The organism is Paenibacillus sp. J31P190 (genome assembly GCF_059692075.1).
The window spans coordinates 1-21813 of record NZ_JCAUAS010000034.1; the positions used below are offsets into that span (position 1 = coordinate 1).

Below are 21813 nucleotides of genomic sequence, written 5' to 3' on the forward strand. Positions count from 1 at the left end.
TTCACCCTCTCAGGTCGGCTACGCATCGTCGCCTTGGTAGGCCGTTACCCTACCAACTAGCTAATGCGCCGCAGGCCCATCTATAAGCCACAGATTGCTCCGTGTTTCATAGTTCTCTCATGCGAGAAAACCAATTATCCGGTCTTAGCTATCGTTTCCGATAGTTATCCCGATCTTATAGGCAGGTTACCTACGTGTTACTCACCCGTCCGCCGCTAACTTATCCCGAAGGATAAGTCCGCTCGACTTGCATGTATTAGGCACGCCGCCAGCGTTCGTCCTGAGCCAGGATCAAACTCTCCATAATAGTGAACGATTGCTCGTCCGTATATCTGAAAGCTTAATTGCTCATTTGCGTTGCTAGCGAGATTTTGCAGTCTCTATTTTGAACGATTTCTCGTCCATGCTTACTCACTCGTTGTTCAGTTTTCAAAGATCAATTTCTTTCTTATTTCTTCACCATCCATTTAGCGGCGACTTTTTTAATATACCACATCGACCTAGAAGATTGCAAGTATTTTTTGAAGAATTATGAAAGTCATCTTCTTCATCAACTTCTTGTCGTTCTTTTCGAAGGGGCGAGTTATAAAATACCATAGGATGAGAGGGTAAGTCAAGCACCTACCCCCTATTTTTTTTGAGCTTGATAGTTACGATTTCTTGCATACTTTGATATTTCCTTTGGCGTCGCTATTCGAGCATACATCCGGAAGATCACTTTATATCTGGATTCTATGGCCCCTTTAATCTCTTGATCAATTCTTTTGTCATTGAGATCGAACAACATTTCATCTAACTCTTTGCGAAGTACATAATCCAACTCTCTGCATTCCCGATCATTGAACAAAAATCCGAGCATACATCCATCCAAACCCCTCTCGACTGTAGAGATTTATGGCACTTACAGTTTGATTGAAAGAAGAGCCGACCCTTATTCGGTCCGCTCTCCTTACCGTTTTACTGTTATGCTCAGATTTTGCCATTTTTATGACAGAAGTTCTGAAAATATTTTACAGATGCACCAACCAGTATGTAAGTGTACTTTCAATAATTGCCGCGACCAGCAAAAGTACAACAATGGATACGATTAATGGCTTAGTTAGATGAAGTATTTTAACCAGCTCCGCACGTGCGGTCTTCTCTTTATCGGGTACAAAGAGCTGTGCTCCGGATTTCCAGACCAATAAACCTAATTTAAGCCCATATGCACAAGCAATTAATATGACCGGAATTTCTATGATACCATGCGGAAGTATCCCCTTCAGAACAATCGACAATGTGCTTTCTTGCGTTTGTAAGGAAAGTACGTAACCGAGTATCATCCCATTAGCGATCAACATAAAGAGTGGCAGAATACCTAGTAATAGGCCAAGAAAGATAATGACCACTGACTTAATCGCGTTGTTTAGAAAGATGAAAATAAAAAACCATAATTGGGGATTATCCTTACTGCTCAGAGATTGACTTAAAGATTTGAGCCCCTTCATCTGCCCTTCTAAGAAGTGAGAAAACTGATCTGAATTCGCCCAACCTAAATATAAACTAAACCCAAAAACTAAAACGACGACGATGAAGTAATGTTTCATTTCTTTAAAATGTTGGAACAGTTGTCGGAATTTCATTTTCGTTCCCTCCAATTTCGGAAGCATAAGTACTGTGTACGAGCATACATTATTTACTAAAGAGTATACAAGCCTTGCCCGTATGTAAGGCTTAGAGGAGGTACAAGCTATCCATGAACTACTTTTTCGTTGTAAATGCTCGTAAGTTTAAACAATATGTGTTTATCGCGCTTGCCATTGTGTTCGCTGCCGCTATTGTTTATTCGGAACAAAGTAATGTATCCGTCTTCTCCACTGCAGAGCCTTCCGCTATTTATAGCGTTCAGACCGAAAGAAAGGTTATAGCTCTGACCTTTGATATTTCATGGGGAGAGAAACGTGCGGAACCTATTTTGAATATTCTTAAGGAAAAAGGTGTTAAGAATGCAACCTTCTTCCTATCCTCTCCGTGGAGTAAAAGCCACCCAGAGATTGTGGAACATATCAAGAAGGATGGTTTCGAAATTGGAAGCCATGGCAACAAACACGATAATTATAGTACGCTAAGTGATGAAGAAATACGCAAACAGATTACTACAGCCCATGGCATTTTAACGGAATTGATCGGAAAAGAACCGAACCTAATTCGTCTTCCCAATGGTGACTTCGACAAACGAGTGCTTCGAATTGCGGATGATTTAGGGTATTCGGTCATCCAATGGGATACCGACTCTCAAGACTGGTTAAATAAAGGTGTTGATACAATCATTAACCGTGTAGTAACCAAAGCGCATCCAGGTGATATTATATTACTGCACGCCAGCGATTCGTCTCAGCAAACACATGAGGCCTTACCAGTTATCATTGAGCAGTTAAGAGCTAAGGGTTACGAATTCGTTACGGTAAGTGAGCTAATTAAGCAAACCCAGGTAGAGACGAAACCAGTTGAAGATCAGGCAATGAAACAAATCAATTAATGAGCTATGCTCAGATTCAAAAAAGAGCTAATTAAATTAGCTCTTTTTGTTATCCAATATTTTATGTAGAATCAAAATTTGCCATGCATTACAAACAAGCAACGGAGCCAACATAAATAGACTTGATGCTGCGTTATCTAGTTTTAATGCAGGTACGGCTTCAAGGACGGATACAGCGCACATAAAGAACAATGTCGGGATAAAAGCGTTCCGATTCGTCATCTTTACCTTCCAATACGCAACTGCAACGGAAATTACCAATATGATAGCAGGTAAAATGGAGTAGCTCAAAACGGATTCTGTGCCCTCAAAATTAGTCATTCTCAGATATACGAGATCAAATAGGACAACAATAACGACAGCCAATTGTAAAAGATCCCATACCGTTTTGGAGCGAATAATACCCGCAGCAATAAATCTGACAATCAGATAAGCAAAAAAGCCCATTTGGCTCAGCACGCTTATCGTGGCACCACCAAGCAACATATTTAATACATTAAAACCTACTGCCGATAACCCCATAACCGAAAATTCTTTGTCGGAATATTGTAAGATGAGTCCAATTCCTATAGATACAATCATTCCTAATAACAATGTTGTCCAAAATAAGTGAAACCACTTCCGCAGCGTCAAGATCAATTACCCCCATACTTCAACTCTAATTGTTAATTGTACCAACGTTTACGGTAAAAAGCCAATGAATGGCCCTTATAATCTATCCCGAACCACACATACTAACAACTATTAAGTTAGGGAAGGGAGCATGCTTTTATGTTAACAACTAAGTTCAGGAAGCTGCAAGTCCTACCACTCATTTCTATCGCCTTACTTCTCGCTTCATGTGGATCAGATAGTTCATCACAAGGTCAGGGTCAATCTCAAGCTAATACGTATAAAGAGCAAAAGACCATGATTCTTGATATTCTGAAGTCAGAGGATGGGAAGAAAGCCATAAGTGCAGCAAACCGCAGCATAATGAATGGTGATGTGGGCGCCAATGGTGTAGCTGGTCAATCTCAAATCAAGCTTTTGTCAGCAAATGAATCTTTGCAATTGCAGATGGCAGTGAAGGATGTTCTCACAGCAAAAGAGAATAACATGTTCCTCACTGATATGATGAAAGACCCTAAATTTGCCGGCGATTTTGCTAAGGCTATTCAAAAAGAAACCAAACAGATGTTCAAAGAGCTTTTAAAGGACCCAGAATATCAAAAATCACTCGTTGATGTAATGAAAAACCCAGAATATGAAAAGATGATGCTGGATGTCATGAAAACAGCAGCCTATCGCCAGCAAATGATGACGGTTATGGAAGAATCCATCCAAAGTCCTTTGTTCCGTGCACATATGGTTGACCTTCTTAAGGCTGCCATTGCCCAACAAAGTAAGCCCGAGCAGATGCCTACGGCTAAGAGTGCTCAAAAGAAAGAGGAAGGCGGCGGCAAGGGAGATAGCGGAGAAGACAAAAAGAAAGATGAGAAAAGTGATTCTAGTGACTCCCAAAAGCAAGACAGTGGAAAGAAAAAGGATGACTCTAGTGCTTCTGATTCCTAAATATGAAAATAAAAGGGCATGCGGATTTCTCCGTATGCCCTTTCTATTATTTTTCCAATTTGGTAATGATATTTGCAGCCATATCCAAATAGATTTGTCCAGCTTTTGAGTCTGACTTGTAGACAGACGGTGAATAGTCGATTTCCGAGACATGATTGTCGGGAGCTCCAAGTGGAATCTGCGCTAATAATTCGCTATGCAAATCTTCCGCAAGCTTAGCTCCTCCACCCTTACCGAATACGTAATCTATGCTGCCATCTTTGCATTCATAATAGGACATGTTTTCCACAATACCTAATATTTCATGGTTTGTTTGAATGGCCATAGCTCCCGCCCTAGCGGCTACAAAGGCTGCTGTGGCATGCGGTGTTGTTACAATAACTTCTTTACTTTGCGGGATGAGCTGATGCACATCTAACGCTACATCTCCCGTACCTGGAGGAAGATCCAGTAGGATGTATTCAACATCTCCCCAATTAACTTCATTAAAGAAATTGCGAAGCATTTTCCCTAGCATAGGACCACGCCAAACGACAGGTGCATTATCTTGAACAAAGAAACCCATAGAGATTACTTTTACACCAAATTTCTCAACTGGCATAATGACATTATCGACAAGCTTCGGCTGTTCTTCGATGCCCATCATATCAGGGATACTGAAACCGTATATATCAGCATCGATGATTCCAACCTTTTTCCCTTGGCGAGCTAAGGCAACGGCTAAATTAACAGTTACGGTTGATTTACCAACACCGCCTTTGCCACTTGCAACGGCTATAAATTCAACTGTGGAGGCTTCTCCCAATATCGGTTGCTCAATCGGTGGTTGGACTGGTTGGGTTTGCTTCTCTGCGGCCGGTTGAACCACATCTTTAATCTGATTACGTTCATAATCAGTCATTAGTCTAAAACGAATATGTACTTGTGCTATACCCAATTTTTCTAAAGTTTGCTGAATATAAACCTTCGCCTTTTCTTTGAACGCCTCATCCTCGGTCGTGACAATTAAGCTTAAAGATACGTTATCCTCTTTAAACATCACATCTCTAACTAAATTAAGTTCCACAACGCTTTTATTGTAATGAGGTTCCACAAGAGGTCGTAACGCTTCTAATAGCTGGTCTTTGTTTATCATAGCCACACCATACCTTTATTGGGACATTGTAATTGTGGCCTTAATTATAACACATTTTGATTAAGATCCCACTTTTTCCCCAGCATAAAATCTTAAGATACCTTGATAGACTGATGCTGCCACCATCTTCTGATACTTCTCACTCGCAAGCAATCTTGCTTCTTCTGGGTTTGAAAGGAAACCCACCTCTACAAGAGCACTCGGTATTTTCAGCGTTTTTAACAAGTAAACGGTCTTGTCCGCCTGCTTGGCAATACGATCGGTGTTCTCTAAGTTTTTCTTTAGTTCCAATTGAATGAGTGCGGCTAAATTAGGATTATTCGGGTTATTCGGATAATAGAACGTTTGTGCCCCTCTCCATTTCTGAGAAGGAATGCTGTTTAAATGCACACTCAGAAACAAATCCGCATTATTCTCATTGATGAGATCGGCACGATTGTGGAGATCTTGCGTCTTTCTTTTACTATATCCCTTCGTGCCGGCTTCAGCCAAATCGGTATCCGTTTCCCTTGTCATAACGACGATTGCACCCGCCTGCTGCAAGTAATCGCGAAGATGAAGTGTGATCGCTAAATTGATATCTTTCTCAACAACTCCTTCCTTGCTAGAAGCTCCACCATCAGGTCCACCATGACCAGCATCCAGAGCAATTGTTTTACCTGACAAAGGTAAAGTCCAATCCGACCACGTCTTCGTTGCCGGCAGCTCATAGGCATAGATGAAAACAACAAGTGCGACCAGCAAGGTCGAGAGAACAAGCTTAAGACTACTGTTAAAAGTCAGCCAGACGACCAGCCTCTTCTTCCTTTTGCGCATAAAAAATCCACCTCTGTTCCCCATAGACTCTGTAACATCTATATGGGACAGGGTGGACAAATATACCTTACTTACACTTGATATTCAGGGTCTCTTAGACCTTCAATAAGAACCTGGGCGACCTCAGGGCGTGTGAACTCCGGAGGCGGGCATTGACCGTCTCTGAGCAATCCACGAACCTTGGTGCCGGAGAGATGCATATGGTGGGACTTATTATGCGGACAAGTTTTGCTAGATGCCATATTGCCACATTTCGTACAGAAGAAACTATGTTCAAAGAATAATGGGGTAATCCCAATTTCTTCTACCGTAAAATTACTGAAAATTTCCTGCGCCTCATACGTGCCGTAGTAATCGCCAACACCCGCGTGATCGCGTCCTACGATGAAATGAGTACATCCATAGTTTCTACGTACAATAGCGTGTAGAATCGCCTCACGAGGACCTGCATAACGCATAGCAGCCGGGTATACACCTAAGAAAGTTCGATCCTTCGGATAGTAGTTACCTAGCAAAACCAAATAGCTTTTCATACGAACATCTGCAGAGATGTCATCGGATTTAGTCTCACCTACAAGCGGATTTAGGAAAAGTGCATCCACGATTTCCATGGCCGACTTTTGAATGTATTCATGAGCTCTATGGACAGGATTACGTGTTTGAAAGCCAACGACAGTTTTCCACCCGTTTTTCGCAAAAATGCGACGTGTTTCGGATGGATCAAAATAAAACTCTTCAAACTTCTGAGGCTTTGGTCTACTAAGCAGTTGAATAGGTCCTCCGATATTCATAGAAGAACGCGAAAACAGTTTATCCACGCCAGGGTGAGCCGTATCATCTGTCTTAAATACCTTAATTGCTTCATTTTGTTGATCAACTTTGTAAATGCTAGTCACATCTAAGATAGCATATATCACATTATCTTCTTCACCGATAAGAGCTACTTGCTCACCGATTGAGATGGAACCTGCAACTTCCGGATCAATCGATAAGGTAACAGGAATACTCCACACTGTTCCATCAGAAAGACGCATTGTTTCCACAACTGAAGTATAGTTTTTTTCGTCAAGGAATCCAACTAATGGTGAAAATGCACCTACCCCAATCAGATCCAGGTCAGAAATGGTCCATGAATTCACTCGAATTTGTTTCAATAATGCTGCACGTTTTAGAAGCTCTTCTCTTTGCTCTGCTGACACCAAGCGGTTAATTAATTCTCCGCCATGTGGCTTAATCGTCGTCATTACGTAGTCACCTCCGTAATATCAATGATTACTTATGAAGTCCGCATTCTGTTTTTTCAATACTAGCCCAACGACCCGCACGTGGATCTTCACCTTCGGCTACAGGACGTGTGCAATGTGTGCACCCGATACTTGGATAGTTGCGATCATGTAAGGGATTGTAGATAACATCATTCTCACGGATGTAATTCCACACATCTTCCGAAGTCCAACCAGCAAGAGGATTAAATTTGATTAAACCAAATTTCACGTCATATTCCACTTTTTTAGCATTTGCACGAGTAGGTGCTTGGTCGCGGCGAATTCCTGTGATCCAGGCATCATAATTTTTTAGGATATCCGTTAATGGATCTACTTTTCGAATGTTACAGCATTGGTTAGCATCGCTTTTCCATAGTTCATCGCCAAATTTCTCAGCTTGTTCTTCAAGAGTTAGCTTCGGCAATACTTGAACAAACTTTGTGCCGTAATGCTGCTCTAGACGATCTCTTGTATCATATGTTTCTTGAAAATGAACATTCGTATCCAAGTAGAAAATATCTACGTTCGGATTAATTTTTTGCAGCATATCAACAAGCACAACATCTTCTGCACCAAAACTACAAGCAAGCGTTAAGCTTGGGAATGTATCAACGGCAAGTTTCAATATCGCTTCTGGTGATTGATTTTCGAATTCTTCAGCAGCTTTTGTTACAAAAGCTTCTTTTTCAAAGAGATTCATATTAAATACCTCCTAAAGTTTATAATCCCGACTGTTATTGTATGATTTATATTTAATTATAGCTGAGTTCTCCTTTGTGTCAATTACTTTTTATCATTTTGGTATTAACTTCGTTAAAATCTACAATTTTGGTTGGAATAACTCCTCACTTTGGCATAAAAAGAAAAAACCTTTCCGGCATAATGCAGGAAAGGTCTCTCTTGAGCGCCAAAGGCGCGCAATCTTAACGTTTGGAGAATTGAGGAGCGCGACGAGCGGCTTTCAATCCATATTTTTTACGCTCTTTCATACGGGAATCACGTGTTAAGAAACCTGCTTTTTTCAGGGATCCACGGTATTCCGGATCAGCTTTCAGCAATGCACGGGAAATCCCGTGACGAATCGCTCCAGCTTGTCCGCTGATTCCACCACCATTTGCAAGAACTAGAACATCGTATTTACCGACAGTCTCAGTTAATGTCAATGGTTGTTTAACGATCAGTTTCAACGTTTCTAGACCGAAATACTCATCTAGATCACGTTTATTGATAATGATGCGTCCTTCACCCGGTACTAAGCGCACACGCGCTACCGAGTGTTTACGACGACCCGTTCCATAATATTGAACTTGTGCCACGAAACGTTCCTCCTTATATTAACCGCGAAGATTCCAGACTTCTGGTAGTTGTGCTTGGTGCGGGTGCTCTGCTCCACCGTAGACTTTAAGCTTAGTTTTCAAGCTGTCGCCAAGACGGTTCTTAGGAAGCATACCATGTACGGCAAACTCAATCATGCGATCAGGTTTGCTGTTCAGCAAATCCTGAGCGGAAGTCACTTTTAAACCACCTTGGTATAAAGAGTGACGGTAGTACATTTTGTTTTGCATTTTTTTACCAGTTAGCTTAATTTGGGAAGCATTGATAACAACAACGAAATCACCAGTATCTACGTGTGGAGTGAACTCCGGTTTGTGCTTACCGCGGATAATGCTAGCAACTTCACTTGCAAGACGGCCAAGTGTTTGGCCTGCAGCGTCAACAATGTACCATTTACGCTCTACTTCATTTGGCTTAGCCATATATGTGGTGCGCATGCTTAATCCTCCTAAAAATATATCTCAATACATAATTATTATTGTTAGTTTACATAAATGATGGATGGTTGACGGCCATTTGTGATCAGGGGCTGTGGGGTAGCCGATCACGAAACGCCAAGTTATATTTTACACGAAACATCGATAAGAAGCAAGTAGTGTTTTAAGATTTTAATAGTCGACTCTCCATAACGTTAAACCCATAGCTTCGGCCGTAGGACCTGCTTGAGATCGGTCTCTAGCTTCAAGAATTCGCTGCATATCGCTGCTAGGCCTCTTACCTTCTCCAATCTGAATCAGCGTTCCTGCGATGATCCTAACCATGTTATAAAGGAAACCATTACCCGTTACAATTAACCGGATTCTGGCGATTTTCCCCGTCGTAGACAACTCGTCAGCTTCCGTTTCCAAACGAACCTCGTAGAGGGTTCTCACCTTTACTTCCTTATCTGTTCTCACCGTACAAAACGAAGTAAAATCATGCTCACCTAGCAAGCAAGGGAGCGCCTCTCTCATGGCTTCCACATTCAAATGCGTAGGATGATGGTATTCATAGTTGCGGTGAAAGACATCAGGGAAGCGCGCCGAGCGAATTGAAAAGCAGTAAGTTTTGCGTTTCGCGGCTTTGCGAGAATGAAAGGAAGGAAGGACTTCTTCCGCGGTATGTGCGACGATATCTCTGGGCAGTCTAGCATTTAAAGCTAAACACCAACGTTCCACTGGAATCTTTGAATTCGTGCTGAAATTAATAACTTGTGCTTTCGCGTGTACACCGGCATCTGTACGCCCAGATGAGATGACTTTCACCCTCTCACCAGTCAACATGAAAACAGCCTGCTCTAAACGATATTGAATAGTATCTGCTTTAGGTTGAATCTGAAAACCTGAATAAGCAGTCCCATCATAACTTATGGTAAAACGTAGATTTCTCAAGGCTTGTTCCTCCATGAGTCATCCTTCCTATCTAAGTGATTAGCCTTAGCTAAATTCACTTCTAGAGAGCGTGCTAAGACTGCAAAAAAAGGGCTTCACCAGAATCTAGTGATTCCGTCCACCCTTTCCCATCCGTCTTTATGCGCGATCTACTAGCTCTAGGTAAACCATTGGTGCTGCGTCACCGCGGCGTGGTCCCAGTTTAAGGATACGAGTGTATCCACCTGGACGCTCGGAGTAACGAGTAGCCAATTCGGAGAACAGTTTTTGAATCGCATCTTGATTCTCGTTTGCAGCTTCTCTACGAACAAAAGCAGCAACCTGACGGCGTGCATGAAGATCTCCGCGCTTCGCAAGAGTGATTAACTTCTCAGCGATAGAACGAATTTCTTTTGCTTTTGCTTCTGTAGTTTGGATGCGTTCATGTATGAACAGATCTGTAACCAGATCACGGAATAATGCTTTACGATTACTGGAATCGCGGTTCAATTTTCTGTAGTTCATTGAATTAACCTCCTTCTGACAAGATTATTCCTCAGTACGTAGTCCCAAACCCAGCTCTTCGAGCTTCTCTTGAACTTCTTCAAGTGATTTGCGTCCTAAGTTCCGAACTTTCATCATGTCTTCTTCTGTTTTGGTAATCAGCTCTTGTACGGTGTTAATCCCTGCACGCTTGAGACAGTTGTAAGAACGAACAGATAGATCAAGTTCCTCGATAGTCATCTCCAGAACTTTCTCTTTCTTATCTTCTTCTTTCTCTACCATAATCTCAGCATCTTTCGCTTCATCCGTCAAACCGACGAACAAGTTCAGATGTTCTGTTAAGATTTTGGCACCCAAGCTCACTGCTTCTTCTGGTCGAATACTTCCATCAGTCCACACTTCGAGGGTCAACTTATCATAGTTAGTCACTTGGCCGACGCGAGTATTCTCAATAGCATAGTTCACTCGGGTAATAGGCGTGTAGATCGAATCAATTGGAATCACTCCAATTGGTTGTTCTTCATGCTTATTTTTGTCCGATTGGACGTAACCGCGTCCTCTGCCCGCATGAATCCTCATGTGAAGACGTGCGTCCGGAGACAAGGTTGCAATATGCAGATCCGGGTTAAGAATCTCCACATCGCTATCACCACGGATATCAGCCGCGGTAATATTACCTTCTCCTTCTGCATCAATTTCAAGCACTTTCTCCTCATCGGAGTGAATTTTCAATGATAGGCCTTTCAAGTTGAGGATAATTTCCGTTACATCCTCAAGCACGCCAGGAATCGTTGAAAACTCATGCAAAACGCCATCGATTTGGACAGAGGTTACTGCTGCCCCCGGTAAAGAGGACAGTAAGATACGACGTAGTGAGTTACCTAAGGTTGTACCATAGCCACGCTCCAACGGCTCGATGATAAATCTACCATAAGCGCCATCTTCACTTAATGCTACGGTTTCTATTTTTGGCTTTTCGATTTCGATCATGAAATGTACCCTCCATTCAATACGTCGTTTCCCTCTGGATACTTCGCCTGAAAATTTCATAGTATTCCTATCCTTCAAACCATTATTCACGATTTTGGAATAATTATACTACAAAGTGATCCTGAATTATACGCGACGACGTTTTGGAGGACGGCAGCCATTATGAGGAACCGGAGTCACGTCTTTAATCAGGTTTACTTCAAGACCTGCTGCTTGCAAAGAGCGGATTGCTGCTTCGCGGCCAGCTCCTGGACCTTTAACCATAACTTCAACAGTTTTCAAACCATGCTCCATAGCTGCTTTAGCTGCTTTTTCAGCTGCCATTTGCGCTGCAAAAGGAGTACTTTTACGGGAACCTTTGAATCCAAGGTTTCCTGAACTTGCCCAGGAAATTGCGTTACCATGCGGATCCGTGATCGTTACGATCGTGTTGTTAAATGTTGAACGGATGTGTGCTACACCGCTCTCAATATTTTTCCGGTCACGACGTTTCGTACGGACGACTTTTTTAGGTTTTGCCATTAGCTCTAACCCCCTTTATTATTTCTTCTTATTAGCTACCGTACGACGAGGACCTTTACGTGTACGAGCATTAGTTTTAGTACGTTGTCCACGAACAGGAAGACCACGACGGTGACGAAGACCACGGTAGGATCCGATTTCGATTAGACGTTTGATGTTTAGAGAAATTTCGCGACGAAGGTCGCCTTCTACTTTAAGGGTTTTGTCAATTACATCACGGATCTTGCTCACTTCATCTTCAGTCAAGTCACGAACGCGAGTACTAGCGTCGATACCTGTGGAAGCAATGATTTTCTGAGCAGTTGTAGTGCCGATACCGAAAATGTAAGTCAACGCGATTACAACTCGTTTGTCACGAGGTAAGTCAACTCCAGCTAAACGTGCCATCTACAGATTGCACCTCCTTTTAACCTTGTTTTTGTTTGTGCTTAGGATTTTCACAAATAACCATGATATTACCTTTACGGCGAATAACTTTGCATTTCTCGCAAATCGGTTTAACCGACGGTCTAACTTTCATTTTTAAGCCCTCCTTATCATCGTAAGCAACCATGTTGCGTTTTCTATTAGAAAACTTGCTTCGTAAGCATACGCCTTGAGAGAGTAACTTACATGTAAGCCGAACATTTATTTGAAACGGTAGGTTATACGGCCTCTCGTTAAATCATAAGGCGATAATTCTACGGTAACCTTATCTCCAGGCAAAATGCGGATAAAATGCATTCTGATCTTACCGGATACATGGGCTAGGATTTTATGACCATTTTCCAATTCAACCTTAAACATTGCATTCGGAAGAGGTTCAATCACTGTACCTTCTACTTCAATTACATCTTCTTTGGCCACAGTCATTCTCCTTTCTCTTGTGCTTCATCTTGCATAAGTTCAACGAATTTGGCAATTGCGAAGCGCAACTTTCCATTAGTAACACGACCTGTTTCCCTAATGCTTGACTCCACTTCACTGCTAATCGTTTCTTGTAACTGAAGATGATTCAGGTTCTTCTTCTTCGGTTGATCGAATTTGCGATGATCACCGTCGGCAAGCCAGACAAAGCGATGATCGACAATTCCAATTACGACCGCATATTCTCCGGGATCTCGACCGCGAAGCACCTTTACGATTTGACCCACCTTCGGAATCTTGCTATCCATTCATCATCACCTACGATCTAGGCAAAGTTAATATTTCATAACCGGCTGCCGTAATTGCAATCGTATGTTCAAAATGAGCACATAGGGTACGATCCGCAGTGACTACAGTCCAATCGTCTTCGAGTGTTTGGACAAATCTTTCGCCAACGACCACCATCGGTTCAATGGCTAGGACCATGCCTGGTTTGAGACGAGGACCTTTGTCTGGAACACCATAATTCGGAATTTGTGGTTCTTCGTGAAGATCCGTTCCGATACCGTGACCGACATACTCTATAACCACGGAGAAGCCTGCGTCTTCAATACAAGTTTGGATTGCATGCGACAACGTGTAGAGTCTAGCATCCGGTTTAGCTTCTGCTATGCCTCGATAAAGTGATTGTTCTGTCACAGCTAACAAACGCCGAGCTGTTTCAGAAATTTCACCGACAGGATACGTCCAAGCAGAATCTCCATGATAACCTTTATACTGAGCACCAATATCTATACTGATAATATCGCCCTCAGTCAGCTTTCTTGGACCAGGAATACCATGAACTAATTCTTCGTTGACTGAAGCACAAATGCTTCCAGGAAAACCGTTGTAGCCTTTAAAAGATGGAATCGCTCCCTGACTGCGAATGAATTCCTCTGCGATCTGATCAAGTTCTTTCGTTGTAATGTTCGGACGAATCGCCCTTGCCAATAAGCGGTGCGTTTCGGCTACGATACGACCAGCTTCTCGCATTAGGTCTAGTTCAACCTCGGACTTACAAATGATCATTACGCTAGACCTCGTAGCAGTGAGCTAATTTGTTCGGTTACCGCATGAATGTCTTGTTCCCCGTTAACCTCACGCAATAATTCCCTCTTTTGGTAGTAATCCAGTAGCGGAGCCGTTTTATTGATGTATTCATCCAAACGAGTTCCGACTTTCTCTTCCGTATCATCAGATCGTTGGTACAACTCACCCGAACATTTATCGCATACGCCTTCTTGCTTTGGTGGGTTGAAGATTACATGATACGTAGAACCACAGGATTTACAAATTCTTCGGCCAGTTAGTCTTGCAAGCAAGAAACTGCGATCAACGGAAAGATTGATAACTACTTCAATCTTCTTGCCTAATGAATCTACGATTTCAGACAATGCATCTGCTTGAGCAACAGTTCGAGGGAACCCGTCAAGCAAAAAACCTTTATCGCAATCCGGTTGGGCAAGACGCTCTCTCACAATACCGTTCGTTATTTCATCAGGAACCAGAAGTCCCTTATCCACATAACCTTTGGCTTCAACACCAAGTGGTGTTCCTTGACTCATCGCCAAGCGAAAAGCATCTCCAGTTGAGATATGAGGAATTTGAAATTCGTTAACGATTTTTTCAGCTTGCGTACCTTTGCCTGCACCAGGAGGCCCCATAAAAATTACGTTCACACTTAAAACCTCCCATCGCACTCGGCATTACGAACAGCACAATAGGTGCCGATGTCGCAGATATTGCCCCATCAGAACCTATTAGCTATTTATTGATAAATCCTTTGTAATGACGCTTAATCAATTGGCTCTCGATTTGTTTCATCGTCTCAAGACCAACGCCTACTACGATAAGTAAAGATGTACCACCAATCCGAACCGAACTAGGCAAACCGGCAAGTCCTCCGAATAGCATCGGAAGAATCGAGATCGCTGAGAGAAACAAAGCCCCAGAAAGAGTAATTCTAGTCATTACGCGAGTCAGATAAGTCGATGTTGTCTTACCGGGTCTAATACCTGGTATATAGCCACCATTTTTCTTCATCTGGTCAGCCATTTGAACTGGATTAATTTGTACGAAGGTATAAAAGTAAGTGAATCCAATAATCAGCAGTACGTAAAGTACAATCGCTAGCGGTGCAGTTTGGTTAATGCTTAAATTGTTAATTATCCATTCTGCAACAACATTTCCTCTCCAGTAACTAGCAATGGTAGGAGGGAACATCAATAACGAAAGTGCAAAGATTACTGGGATTACACCAGCCGCATTCACTTTAAGAGGAATGTGAGTGGTTTGACCACCATACATTTTACGACCAACTACCCGTTTCGCATATTGTACAGGTATCTTACGAACACCTTGCTGCACGAATATGACCCCGGCAATAATCAGTATAACAACCAAAGCAATAATGATCAGTTTCACGATATTCAGGAACAAAGCCCCTTCGGTCGCAAAAAGTGATTTGTAAATTTGTTGAATGCTTGTCGGAATCGCCGCGACGATACCAGCAAAGATGATAATGGAAATACCGTTCCCAATCCCAAACTCCGTGATTTGCTCACCTAGCCACATCAAGAAAGCTGTACCAGCTGTCAGTACGATAGCGATTAGTGCGAAGGTAGTGAAGCCTGAGTCAATCACGAGTCCGCTATACAAACGGTTAAACCCAATGGAAAGACCAAATGCTTGAATCACACCTAGTATAATCGTACCGTAACGAGTAACTTGTGTCATTTTCTTTCTTCCGACATCGCCTTCTTTTGCCCATTGCGCAAAGCGCGGGACTACATCCATGGATAAAAGTTGTACGATGATCGAAGCCGTGATGTAAGGGGTGATTCCCATCGCGAAGATGGAAAACTGAAAGAGCGCCCCACCAGAAAACGTGTTAAGCAAACCAAAGACATCGCTCTGATTCGCTTGATCTTGAAGTTTCAGAACATCTGTATTTATGTTAGGCACTGGAATAAAAACGCCTAATCGGTAGACGATTAGCAAGACGAGTGTGAATATAATTCTTCTGCGTAAGTCTTCTACTTTGAAGATGTTGGCTATGGTATTGAACATTAAATCACCTCGGTTTGACCGCCGGCAGCTTGGATTTTCTCAATCGCAGATTGAGAGAACTTATTCGCTTTAACGGTTAATTTTACTGTGATTTCACCGTTTCCTAAAATCTTAATGCCATCTTTAGGAGCTTTAACAATACCAGTCTCCATCAATACTTGTGGAGTAACTTCGGTACCAGCTGCGAAATTGTTCAAATCTTCAAGATTCACGATTGCGTATTCCGTACGGAAACGATTCGTGAAACCACGTTTAGGTAAACGACGGTATAACGGGTTTTGTCCACCCTCGAATCCAGGACGAACGCCTCCACCGGAACGTGCGTTTTGCCCTTTATGTCCGCGAGTTGATGTTTTACCCATGCCGCTACTTGTACCACGGCCAACACGTTTACGAGTGTGACGAGAACCAGTAGCAGAACTTAGCTCATGTAACTTCATCGTTGCACACCTCCTCTAGATCTTAATATCTTGCTACTATGCTTCGATTTCTTTAACTTCTACCAAATGGCTCACTTGATTAACCATGCCTCTGATCGCAGCATTATCTTGATGAAGAACAGTTTGGTGCATCTTGCGAAGACCAAGTGTTTTCACAGTAACGCGTTGTGTTTCAGGGCGGCCAATCAGGCTGCGTTTTAGGGTAATTTGTAATTGTTTCGCCATGTTTACCCCTCCTAACCTAATAGCTCTTGAACTGTTTTACCGCGAAGCTTTGCAACTTCTTCCGCTTTTTTCAAGCGGCTCAAGCCTTCAAGCGTAGCGTTAACCATGTTCATGGAGTTCGATGAACCAAGGGATTTTGTCAAGATATCGCCGATACCAGCAAGCTCAAGAACTGCACGAACTGGTCCGCCTGCGATAACTCCTGTACCTTGGGAAGCTGGTTTTAGCAGAACGCGTCCTGCACCAAACTTACCTGTTACAAGGTGAGGAATCGAAGTGCCTACGATAGGAACATGAATCAAGTTCTTTTTCGCATCTTCAATACCTTTGCGGATTGCATCAGGAACTTCGGAAGCTTTACCGATTCCTGCGCCAACCCAGCCATTGCCATCGCCAACGACAACAAGTGCGCTGAAGCTGAAACGACGTCCGCCTTTTACTACTTTAGCTACGCGATTAATATTAACGACTTTTTCTGTTAGCTCTAAAGTATTAGGATCTACACGCAAGTCTTTTACCTCCTTATATATGTTTTTCCTAGAATTCAAGTCCAGCTTCACGAGCTGCGTCAGCTAATGCTTGAACACGTCCATGATAAAGGTATCCACCGCGGTCAAATACCACTTTGTCTAAACCTTTTTCTTTCGCGCGTTGAGCGATTAATGCGCCAACTTTACGAGCAGCTTCAACGTTACCGCCATTACCAATATCACTTTTCAGTTCTTTATCTTGAGTCGATGCAGCAACGATAGTAATACCCGTTGTATCATCGATAAGTTGAGCATACATGTGTTTGGAAGAGCGGAAAATGTTCAAGCGCGGACGAGCAGTTGTACCTTCGATTTTCTTACGAACACGAAGATGTCTTTTCAAACGAGCTTTATTTTTATCGCTTTTAGTAATCATCTATACTTACACTCCTTTCATCATCTTATGATGCGAGGCTTATGCTTACGTAGCAAGTTTTCATGCGAAAACTCTTAGCTATTACCCGCGATCTAACGATCTTATTTCTTCTTACCAGCTTTACCTTCTTTACGAAGAATGCGTTCGCCTTCATACTTGATACCTTTACCTTTATACGGCTCTGGTTCACGTACGGAACGAACTTTAGCTGCCATAGCGCCTACTAATTCTTTATCAATACCTTTAACGATGATTTTCGTGTTCGTAGGAACATCGAACTCAATGCCGTTTTCAGGAGTGATTTCAACTGGATGGGAGTACCCAACGTTGAGAACTAATTTGTCGCCGCTCTTGTTAGCACGGTAACCAACGCCAACTAGATCCAAAGATTTCGTGAAACCTTCCGTTACACCACTTACCATGTTGGCAACAACACTACGTGTTGTACCATGCAGGGAACGGTGGAGTTTGTTATCGGAAGGACGCTCAACGGAAATCTCGTTTTCTAGAACATTTACTTTCATATCTTTATGAAGTTCACGGGACAAGGAACCTTTAGGGCCTTTAACCGTGATTTGAGTATTGTCTAGTGTTACATTTACACCACTTGGAATGGTGATTGGCTTACGACCAATACGAGACATGTTTGCACCTCCATTCAATTACAATTGTATTACCAAACGTAGCAGATAACCTCTCCGCCAGCTTTGGATTGACGAGCATCTTTATCCGTCATAACTCCTTTAGATGTGGAGATGATGGCAATCCCTAATCCGCCCAGAACACGAGGGATTTCTTGTGATTTAGTGTAAACGCGTAGACCTGGTTTGGAAATTCTTTTCAAACCGGAGATAACACGCTCATTGTTTGAACCGTATTTCAGGAACAAACGAATGATACCTTGTTTGCTATCTTCAACGTACTCAGCGTCACGGATAAATCCTTCTTTTTTAAGGATTTCAGCGATTTCCCTCTTCACTTTTGACGCAGGAATTTCAACTGTTTCATGACGTACGATATTCGCATTACGAATGCGAGTTAGCATATCTGCAATTGGATCTGACATGACCATTTTGTGTAAACCTCCTTCCCGAAAATAGGGTGATTACCAGCTTGCTTTTTTAACGCCTGGAATCTGACCTTTGTGTGCTAATTCGCGGAAACAAATCCGACAAATTTTGAACTTGCGAAGCACTGAATGCGGACGTCCGCAGCGCTCACAACGTGTGTATGCTTGCACTTTAAACTTCGGGGTACGTTGCTGTTTGACTTTCATCGAAGTTTTTGCCACTTAATATAACACCTCCTGATAGGTACGACTGGTAACCTATTTAACGAAAGGCGCTCCGAGTTGTGTTAAAAGCTCGCGAGCTTCCTCGTCGGACTTAGCCGTTGTTACGATAACAATATCCATACCACGAACTTTATCAACTTTATCATACTCAATTTCTGGGAAAATGAGTTGTTCTTTCAGACCAAGTGTATAGTTTCCACGGCCATCAAAAGCCTTGTTGGAAATACCACGGAAGTCACGTACACGTGGAAGTGATACGTTGAAGAGTTTATCCAAGAAATGATACATGCGCTCGCCGCGAAGAGTTACTTTCACGCCGATTGGCATATTTTCACGAAGTTTGAAACCCGCGATAGCTTTTTTGGATTTTGTTACAACTGGTTTTTGACCAGAGATCTTTTGAAGATCTTCTACTGCAGTGTCAAGTACTTTGGAATTCGATACAGCCTCACCAACACCCATGTTGATAACGATTTTCTCGATTTTAGGTACTTGCATTACAGTTGTGTAGTTAAACTTTTGAATTAACGCTGGTGTGATTTCGTTCAAATAACGATCTTTCATTCTTACTGCCATGACTCATTTGCCTCCTTTCCATGCTTGTTTGTATTAATCGATAACTTCGCCGGATTTTTTCGCGATACGAACTTTCGTTCCGTTATCCAATACTTTGTATCCTACGCGAGTAGGTTTGCCGCTCTTAGGATCAATTAGCATCACGTTAGAAACGTGGATTGCAGCTTCTTGATTCAAGATACCGCCTTGTGGATTTTGTTGAGATGGTTTTGCATGTTTCTTAACCATGTTTACACCTTCTACAAGCACACGGTTTTGACGAGGATAAGCAGCGATAACGCGACCCTTCTTACCTTTGTCTTTACCAGTGATTACAAAAACCGTATCGTCTTTTTTCACGTGCAGTTTATTGTTATGAGATTCTAGTCTCTTTTTTAATCTTGGCATTAGCTTCTACACCTCCTGAGGTTTCCCGTTAGGAAAACAAACATCGTAACTGTTCTTAGATAACTTCTGGAGCCAAGGATACGATCTTCATGAAGTCTCTGTCACGAAGTTCGCGTGCAACTGGTCCAAAGATACGTGTACCACGTGGACTTTTATCTTCTTTCACGATAACAGCCGCATTCTCATCGAATGAGATATATGATCCGTCTTTACGGCGAGCACCGCTCTTCGTACGAACGATAACTGCTTTAACAACGTCACCTTTTTTGACAACGCCACCTGGTGTTGCTTCTTTTACTGAACAGACGATCAAATCACCAATGTGACCAACGCGACGACCAGTACCACCCAAAACGCGGATACACATTAATTGTTTCGCACCAGAGTTGTCAGCGACAGCCAAACGAGTAAATGGTTGAATCATCGTATTCCCTCCTTTCGGGGTTCATGTCTAAAATATTAGATAACAACAGCAACTTCAATAATTTCAACCAATCTCCAGCTTTTATCTTTGGATAACGGTCTAGTTTCACTGATTTTTACAGTGTCACCAATTTTAGCTTGGTTGTTTTCATCATGAGCTTTAAACTTTTTCGTATATTTGATTCTCTTGTGATAGAGATCATGTTTTTTGTAAGTTTCAACAGCAACAACAATGGTTTTATCCATTTTATCACTGACAACTTTACCGACCTGCACTTTACGATCGTTGCGTTCAGCCATCTAAGGAACCCTCCCTTCTAGATTTGGTTACCCAATCCCCAATTCTCTTTCACGCAAAATAGTCTTGGCACGAGCGATCTCTTTACGCAAATCACGAATTTGAGTCGGGTTGTCCAATTGACCAGTAGCTAGTTGAAAACGGAGGTTAAAAAGTTCTTCTTTAAAACCATTAACTTTTTGCTCAATTTCAGCAGTGGTTAAGTTCCGGAATTCACTACCCTTCATTTGCTTCACCGCCTACTTCTTCTCTTTTCACGAACTTCGTTTTGATTGGAAGCTTGTGAGCAGCAAGACGCATCGCTTCACGAGCGACCTCTTCACTTACACCAGCAAGTTCAAACAAAATTTTACCCGGTTTTACTACAGCTACCCATTTCTCCACGTTACCTTTACCACTACCCATACGGACTTCAAGCGGTTTTTGTGTAACTGGCTTAGCTGGGAAGATTTTAATCCAAACTTTACCGCCACGTTTGATGTAACGTGTCATGGCAATACGTGCTGCTTCGATTTGACGGTTGGATACCCAAGCCGGTTCTACCGCTTGCAGACCATATTCGCCAAAAGCTACTTCCGTTCCGCCTTTAGCGCGACCTTTCATGTTACCGCGGTGTTCTTTACGGTGTTTTACACGTTTAGGTACTAACATGATTTAAATTCCTCCTTCCGGCTGAGCCTTTTTCTTAGCTGGCGGAAGCACTTCTCCACGATAAATCCATACTTTTACACCGATACGTCCATAAGTAGTGGCTGCTTCAGCAGTACCATAGTCGATATCCGCACGAAGCGTATGAAGTGGAACTGTTCCTTCGCTATATCCTTCCGTACGAGCAATCTCAGCACCGCCAAGACGTCCGCTAGTTGCTACTTTAATACCTTTAGCGCCGGATCTCATTGTTCTTTGCATAGCTTGTTTCATAGCACGACGGAATGAAACGCGACGTTCCAATTGAAGTGCAATAGCTTCAGCTACGAGAATAGCATCAAGATCTGGGCTTTTGATTTCAGAAATGTTGATGTGAACTTTTTTATTGGACATGCCAGCGATGTAGTTGCGAATAACTTCAACTTCAGCTCCGCCTTTTCCAATAACCATTCCTGGTTTAGCAGTATGAATCGTAACGTTCACACGGTTAGCCGCGCGCTCGATATCGATGTGGGAAACTGCTGAGTCTTTAAGTTTATTTTTTAAGTATTCGCGGATTTTGACGTCTTCAAGCAACAGAGTTCCGAAATCTTTCTCTGCGAACCATTTGGACTCCCAATCACGAATAATACCAATTCTAAAGCCTACCGGGTTTACTTTCTGACCCACAC

36 protein-coding genes and 1 rRNA gene are annotated in these 21813 nt (G+C 42.5%); 2 read left to right on the forward strand and 35 right to left on the reverse strand.

What is annotated here, in order from left to right; genetic code table 11:
• The 3 genes from AC58U0_RS33340 to AC58U0_RS33350 form a co-directional block, all read right to left on the reverse strand.
• Positions 1-307 (reverse strand): 16S ribosomal RNA (locus AC58U0_RS33340); the annotation flags it as partial.
• A 321-nt stretch (positions 308-628) separates the two neighbouring features.
• A complete protein-coding gene (locus AC58U0_RS33345) occupies positions 629-859 on the reverse strand; it encodes a regulator of G-protein signaling domain-containing protein (protein WP_029196431.1) in 231 nt (76 codons plus the stop codon).
• Between the two features lie 151 nt (positions 860-1010).
• Positions 1011-1622, reverse strand: coding sequence for a stage II sporulation protein M (locus AC58U0_RS33350; protein WP_497383069.1), 612 nt, complete (start codon positions 1620-1622; stop codon positions 1011-1013).
• A gap of 113 nt (positions 1623-1735) precedes the next feature.
• Here AC58U0_RS33350 and pdaB point away from each other — a divergent pair, with 113 nt between their 5' ends.
• Positions 1736-2518 (forward strand): polysaccharide deacetylase family sporulation protein PdaB, encoded by a 783-nt coding sequence (pdaB, locus tag AC58U0_RS33355; protein WP_497383070.1) that lies wholly within the window; start codon positions 1736-1738, stop codon positions 2516-2518.
• A 36-nt stretch (positions 2519-2554) separates the two neighbouring features.
• On the opposite strand, the gene AC58U0_RS33360 is transcribed toward pdaB, so the two are convergent.
• Positions 2555-3151, reverse strand: a complete 597-nt coding sequence (locus tag AC58U0_RS33360) for a KinB-signaling pathway activation protein (RefSeq protein WP_497383071.1) — start codon at positions 3149-3151, stop codon at positions 2555-2557.
• 138 nt (positions 3152-3289) lie between these two features.
• Between AC58U0_RS33360 and gerD the strand changes: the two genes are divergently transcribed.
• Complete coding sequence (gerD, locus tag AC58U0_RS33365; protein ID WP_497383072.1) at positions 3290-4072, forward strand: spore germination lipoprotein GerD; 783 nt, start codon at positions 3290-3292, stop codon at positions 4070-4072.
• A 46-nt stretch (positions 4073-4118) separates the two neighbouring features.
• On the opposite strand, the gene salA is transcribed toward gerD, so the two are convergent.
• The 31 genes from salA to rpsC all read right to left on the reverse strand — a co-directional run bounded on the left by salA (position 4119) and on the right by rpsC (position 21811).
• Complete coding sequence (salA, locus tag AC58U0_RS33370) at positions 4119-5207, reverse strand: iron-sulfur carrier protein/transcriptional regulator SalA (RefSeq protein WP_497383073.1); 1089 nt, start codon at positions 5205-5207, stop codon at positions 4119-4121.
• 60 nt (positions 5208-5267) lie between these two features.
• Positions 5268-6023, reverse strand: coding sequence for an N-acetylmuramoyl-L-alanine amidase CwlD (gene cwlD, locus AC58U0_RS33375; protein WP_497383074.1), 756 nt, complete (start codon positions 6021-6023; stop codon positions 5268-5270).
• Between the two features lie 71 nt (positions 6024-6094).
• Positions 6095-7267, reverse strand: a complete 1173-nt coding sequence (sat, locus tag AC58U0_RS33380; protein WP_497383075.1) for a sulfate adenylyltransferase — start codon at positions 7265-7267, stop codon at positions 6095-6097.
• Between the two features lie 28 nt (positions 7268-7295).
• Positions 7296-7988: a phosphoadenylyl-sulfate reductase gene (locus tag AC58U0_RS33385; RefSeq protein WP_497383076.1), complete on the reverse strand. Its 693-nt coding sequence runs from the start codon at positions 7986-7988 to the stop codon at positions 7296-7298.
• A gap of 223 nt (positions 7989-8211) precedes the next feature.
• Positions 8212-8604: a 30S ribosomal protein S9 gene (gene rpsI / locus AC58U0_RS33390; RefSeq protein WP_029196439.1), complete on the reverse strand. Its 393-nt coding sequence runs from the start codon at positions 8602-8604 to the stop codon at positions 8212-8214.
• 18 nt (positions 8605-8622) lie between these two features.
• On the reverse strand, positions 8623-9060 hold the full coding sequence (rplM, locus tag AC58U0_RS33395; RefSeq protein WP_029196440.1) for a 50S ribosomal protein L13: 438 nt from the start codon (positions 9058-9060) through the stop codon (positions 8623-8625).
• A gap of 171 nt (positions 9061-9231) precedes the next feature.
• Positions 9232-9993 (reverse strand): tRNA pseudouridine(38-40) synthase TruA, encoded by a 762-nt coding sequence (truA, locus tag AC58U0_RS33400; protein ID WP_057304287.1) that lies wholly within the window; start codon positions 9991-9993, stop codon positions 9232-9234.
• Positions 9994-10131: 138 nt separating this feature from the next.
• Positions 10132-10497 carry a 50S ribosomal protein L17 gene (rplQ, locus tag AC58U0_RS33405; RefSeq protein ID WP_163953683.1) on the reverse strand — a complete coding sequence of 122 codons (366 nt, stop codon included), beginning with the start codon at positions 10495-10497 and terminating at the stop codon, positions 10132-10134.
• Positions 10498-10521: 24 nt separating this feature from the next.
• Complete coding sequence (locus AC58U0_RS33410) at positions 10522-11466, reverse strand: DNA-directed RNA polymerase subunit alpha (protein ID WP_028557469.1); 945 nt, start codon at positions 11464-11466, stop codon at positions 10522-10524.
• A 126-nt stretch (positions 11467-11592) separates the two neighbouring features.
• The gene (gene rpsK / locus AC58U0_RS33415; protein ID WP_028557470.1) at positions 11593-11988 is read right to left on the reverse strand and encodes a 30S ribosomal protein S11; all 396 of its coding nucleotides are present in this window, start codon (positions 11986-11988) and stop codon (positions 11593-11595) included.
• 18 nt (positions 11989-12006) lie between these two features.
• Positions 12007-12375 (reverse strand): 30S ribosomal protein S13, encoded by a 369-nt coding sequence (gene rpsM, locus AC58U0_RS33420; RefSeq protein ID WP_028557471.1) that lies wholly within the window; start codon positions 12373-12375, stop codon positions 12007-12009.
• Between the two features lie 19 nt (positions 12376-12394).
• Positions 12395-12508, reverse strand: a complete 114-nt coding sequence (gene rpmJ, locus AC58U0_RS33425; protein WP_029196444.1) for a 50S ribosomal protein L36 — start codon at positions 12506-12508, stop codon at positions 12395-12397.
• Positions 12509-12615: 107 nt separating this feature from the next.
• On the reverse strand, positions 12616-12834 hold the full coding sequence (gene infA / locus AC58U0_RS33430) for a translation initiation factor IF-1 (RefSeq protein WP_009676800.1): 219 nt from the start codon (positions 12832-12834) through the stop codon (positions 12616-12618).
• 2 nt (positions 12835-12836) lie between these two features.
• Complete coding sequence (locus AC58U0_RS33435) at positions 12837-13142, reverse strand: KOW domain-containing RNA-binding protein (RefSeq protein WP_029196445.1); 306 nt, start codon at positions 13140-13142, stop codon at positions 12837-12839.
• A 10-nt stretch (positions 13143-13152) separates the two neighbouring features.
• Complete coding sequence (map, locus tag AC58U0_RS33440; protein WP_056834166.1) at positions 13153-13905, reverse strand: type I methionyl aminopeptidase; 753 nt, start codon at positions 13903-13905, stop codon at positions 13153-13155.
• The gene (locus AC58U0_RS33445; protein WP_029196447.1) at positions 13905-14555 is read right to left on the reverse strand and encodes an adenylate kinase; all 651 of its coding nucleotides are present in this window, start codon (positions 14553-14555) and stop codon (positions 13905-13907) included. The genes map and AC58U0_RS33445 overlap by 1 nt, the downstream gene beginning before the upstream one ends.
• Before the next feature lie 85 nt (positions 14556-14640).
• Entirely contained in the window at positions 14641-15945 is a 1305-nt protein-coding gene (gene secY / locus AC58U0_RS33450; RefSeq protein WP_057304265.1) for a preprotein translocase subunit SecY, read from the reverse strand.
• On the reverse strand, positions 15945-16385 hold the full coding sequence (gene rplO, locus AC58U0_RS33455) for a 50S ribosomal protein L15 (protein ID WP_029196449.1): 441 nt from the start codon (positions 16383-16385) through the stop codon (positions 15945-15947). Before rplO ends, secY begins: the two co-directional genes overlap by 1 nt.
• Before the next feature lie 36 nt (positions 16386-16421).
• A complete protein-coding gene (gene rpmD, locus AC58U0_RS33460; RefSeq protein ID WP_029196450.1) occupies positions 16422-16610 on the reverse strand; it encodes a 50S ribosomal protein L30 in 189 nt (62 codons plus the stop codon).
• Positions 16611-16621: 11 nt separating this feature from the next.
• Entirely contained in the window at positions 16622-17119 is a 498-nt protein-coding gene (rpsE, locus tag AC58U0_RS33465; protein ID WP_029196451.1) for a 30S ribosomal protein S5, read from the reverse strand.
• A 28-nt stretch (positions 17120-17147) separates the two neighbouring features.
• Complete coding sequence (gene rplR / locus AC58U0_RS33470; protein ID WP_497383078.1) at positions 17148-17516, reverse strand: 50S ribosomal protein L18; 369 nt, start codon at positions 17514-17516, stop codon at positions 17148-17150.
• Positions 17517-17617: 101 nt separating this feature from the next.
• Complete coding sequence (gene rplF / locus AC58U0_RS33475; protein ID WP_047683181.1) at positions 17618-18160, reverse strand: 50S ribosomal protein L6; 543 nt, start codon at positions 18158-18160, stop codon at positions 17618-17620.
• A gap of 29 nt (positions 18161-18189) precedes the next feature.
• Complete coding sequence (rpsH, locus tag AC58U0_RS33480; protein ID WP_029196454.1) at positions 18190-18588, reverse strand: 30S ribosomal protein S8; 399 nt, start codon at positions 18586-18588, stop codon at positions 18190-18192.
• Positions 18589-18621: 33 nt separating this feature from the next.
• Positions 18622-18807: a type Z 30S ribosomal protein S14 gene (locus tag AC58U0_RS33485; protein WP_029196455.1), complete on the reverse strand. Its 186-nt coding sequence runs from the start codon at positions 18805-18807 to the stop codon at positions 18622-18624.
• Positions 18808-18843: 36 nt separating this feature from the next.
• A complete protein-coding gene (gene rplE / locus AC58U0_RS33490) occupies positions 18844-19386 on the reverse strand; it encodes a 50S ribosomal protein L5 (protein WP_056834174.1) in 543 nt (180 codons plus the stop codon).
• 33 nt (positions 19387-19419) lie between these two features.
• Positions 19420-19773, reverse strand: a complete 354-nt coding sequence (gene rplX / locus AC58U0_RS33495) for a 50S ribosomal protein L24 (RefSeq protein ID WP_079418006.1) — start codon at positions 19771-19773, stop codon at positions 19420-19422.
• 55 nt (positions 19774-19828) lie between these two features.
• Positions 19829-20197 (reverse strand): 50S ribosomal protein L14, encoded by a 369-nt coding sequence (gene rplN / locus AC58U0_RS33500; RefSeq protein ID WP_028557485.1) that lies wholly within the window; start codon positions 20195-20197, stop codon positions 19829-19831.
• A 35-nt stretch (positions 20198-20232) separates the two neighbouring features.
• Positions 20233-20496, reverse strand: a complete 264-nt coding sequence (rpsQ, locus tag AC58U0_RS33505) for a 30S ribosomal protein S17 (RefSeq protein ID WP_090826701.1) — start codon at positions 20494-20496, stop codon at positions 20233-20235.
• Positions 20497-20523: 27 nt separating this feature from the next.
• Positions 20524-20721: a 50S ribosomal protein L29 gene (gene rpmC / locus AC58U0_RS33510; protein WP_028557487.1), complete on the reverse strand. Its 198-nt coding sequence runs from the start codon at positions 20719-20721 to the stop codon at positions 20524-20526.
• Positions 20711-21145: a 50S ribosomal protein L16 gene (rplP, locus tag AC58U0_RS33515; protein WP_029196459.1), complete on the reverse strand. Its 435-nt coding sequence runs from the start codon at positions 21143-21145 to the stop codon at positions 20711-20713. The genes rpmC and rplP overlap by 11 nt, the downstream gene beginning before the upstream one ends.
• Positions 21146-21148: 3 nt before the next feature.
• Positions 21149-21811, reverse strand: a complete 663-nt coding sequence (rpsC, locus tag AC58U0_RS33520; protein ID WP_029196460.1) for a 30S ribosomal protein S3 — start codon at positions 21809-21811, stop codon at positions 21149-21151.
• Between the last annotated feature and the right edge of the window lie 2 nt (positions 21812-21813).

Excerpts from the sequence above, each read along its gene's own strand:
- AC58U0_RS33345 (WP_029196431.1), bottom strand. The coding sequence starts at position 859 with ATGCTCGGATTTTTGTTCAATGATCGGGAATGCAGAGAGTTGGATTAT.
- AC58U0_RS33350 (WP_497383069.1), bottom strand. The coding sequence starts at position 1,622 with ATGAAATTCCGACAACTGTTCCAACATTTTAAAGAAATGAAACATTAC.
- pdaB (WP_497383070.1), top strand. The coding sequence starts at position 1,736 with ATGAACTACTTTTTCGTTGTAAATGCTCGTAAGTTTAAACAATATGTG.
- gerD (WP_497383072.1), top strand. The coding sequence starts at position 3,290 with ATGTTAACAACTAAGTTCAGGAAGCTGCAAGTCCTACCACTCATTTCT.
- salA (WP_497383073.1), bottom strand. The coding sequence starts at position 5,207 with ATGATAAACAAAGACCAGCTATTAGAAGCGTTACGACCTCTTGTGGAA.
- cwlD (WP_497383074.1), bottom strand. The coding sequence starts at position 6,023 with ATGCGCAAAAGGAAGAAGAGGCTGGTCGTCTGGCTGACTTTTAACAGT.
- sat (WP_497383075.1), bottom strand. The coding sequence starts at position 7,267 with ATGACGACGATTAAGCCACATGGCGGAGAATTAATTAACCGCTTGGTG.
- AC58U0_RS33385 (WP_497383076.1), bottom strand. The coding sequence starts at position 7,988 with ATGAATCTCTTTGAAAAAGAAGCTTTTGTAACAAAAGCTGCTGAAGAA.
- rplM (WP_029196440.1), bottom strand. The coding sequence starts at position 9,060 with ATGCGCACCACATATATGGCTAAGCCAAATGAAGTAGAGCGTAAATGG.
- rplQ (WP_163953683.1), bottom strand. The coding sequence starts at position 10,497 with ATGAACTACAGAAAATTGAACCGCGATTCCAGTAATCGTAAAGCATTA.
- AC58U0_RS33410 (WP_028557469.1), bottom strand. The coding sequence starts at position 11,466 with ATGATCGAAATCGAAAAGCCAAAAATAGAAACCGTAGCATTAAGTGAA.
- rpsK (WP_028557470.1), bottom strand. The coding sequence starts at position 11,988 with ATGGCAAAACCTAAAAAAGTCGTCCGTACGAAACGTCGTGACCGGAAA.
- rpsM (WP_028557471.1), bottom strand. The coding sequence starts at position 12,375 with ATGGCACGTTTAGCTGGAGTTGACTTACCTCGTGACAAACGAGTTGTA.
- rpmJ (WP_029196444.1), bottom strand. The coding sequence starts at position 12,508 with ATGAAAGTTAGACCGTCGGTTAAACCGATTTGCGAGAAATGCAAAGTT.
- AC58U0_RS33435 (WP_029196445.1), bottom strand. The coding sequence starts at position 13,142 with ATGGATAGCAAGATTCCGAAGGTGGGTCAAATCGTAAAGGTGCTTCGC.
- map (WP_056834166.1), bottom strand. The coding sequence starts at position 13,905 with ATGATCATTTGTAAGTCCGAGGTTGAACTAGACCTAATGCGAGAAGCT.
- secY (WP_057304265.1), bottom strand. The coding sequence starts at position 15,945 with ATGTTCAATACCATAGCCAACATCTTCAAAGTAGAAGACTTACGCAGA.
- rplO (WP_029196449.1), bottom strand. The coding sequence starts at position 16,385 with ATGAAGTTACATGAGCTAAGTTCTGCTACTGGTTCTCGTCACACTCGT.
- rpmD (WP_029196450.1), bottom strand. The coding sequence starts at position 16,610 with ATGGCGAAACAATTACAAATTACCCTAAAACGCAGCCTGATTGGCCGC.
- rplR (WP_497383078.1), bottom strand. The coding sequence starts at position 17,516 with ATGATTACTAAAAGCGATAAAAATAAAGCTCGTTTGAAAAGACATCTT.
- rplF (WP_047683181.1), bottom strand. The coding sequence starts at position 18,160 with ATGTCTCGTATTGGTCGTAAGCCAATCACCATTCCAAGTGGTGTAAAT.
- rpsH (WP_029196454.1), bottom strand. The coding sequence starts at position 18,588 with ATGGTCATGTCAGATCCAATTGCAGATATGCTAACTCGCATTCGTAAT.
- rplE (WP_056834174.1), bottom strand. The coding sequence starts at position 19,386 with ATGGCAGTAAGAATGAAAGATCGTTATTTGAACGAAATCACACCAGCG.
- rplX (WP_079418006.1), bottom strand. The coding sequence starts at position 19,773 with ATGCCAAGATTAAAAAAGAGACTAGAATCTCATAACAATAAACTGCAC.
- rplN (WP_028557485.1), bottom strand. The coding sequence starts at position 20,197 with ATGATTCAACCATTTACTCGTTTGGCTGTCGCTGACAACTCTGGTGCG.
- rpsQ (WP_090826701.1), bottom strand. The coding sequence starts at position 20,496 with ATGGCTGAACGCAACGATCGTAAAGTGCAGGTCGGTAAAGTTGTCAGT.
- rpmC (WP_028557487.1), bottom strand. The coding sequence starts at position 20,721 with ATGAAGGGTAGTGAATTCCGGAACTTAACCACTGCTGAAATTGAGCAA.
- rplP (WP_029196459.1), bottom strand. The coding sequence starts at position 21,145 with ATGTTAGTACCTAAACGTGTAAAACACCGTAAAGAACACCGCGGTAAC.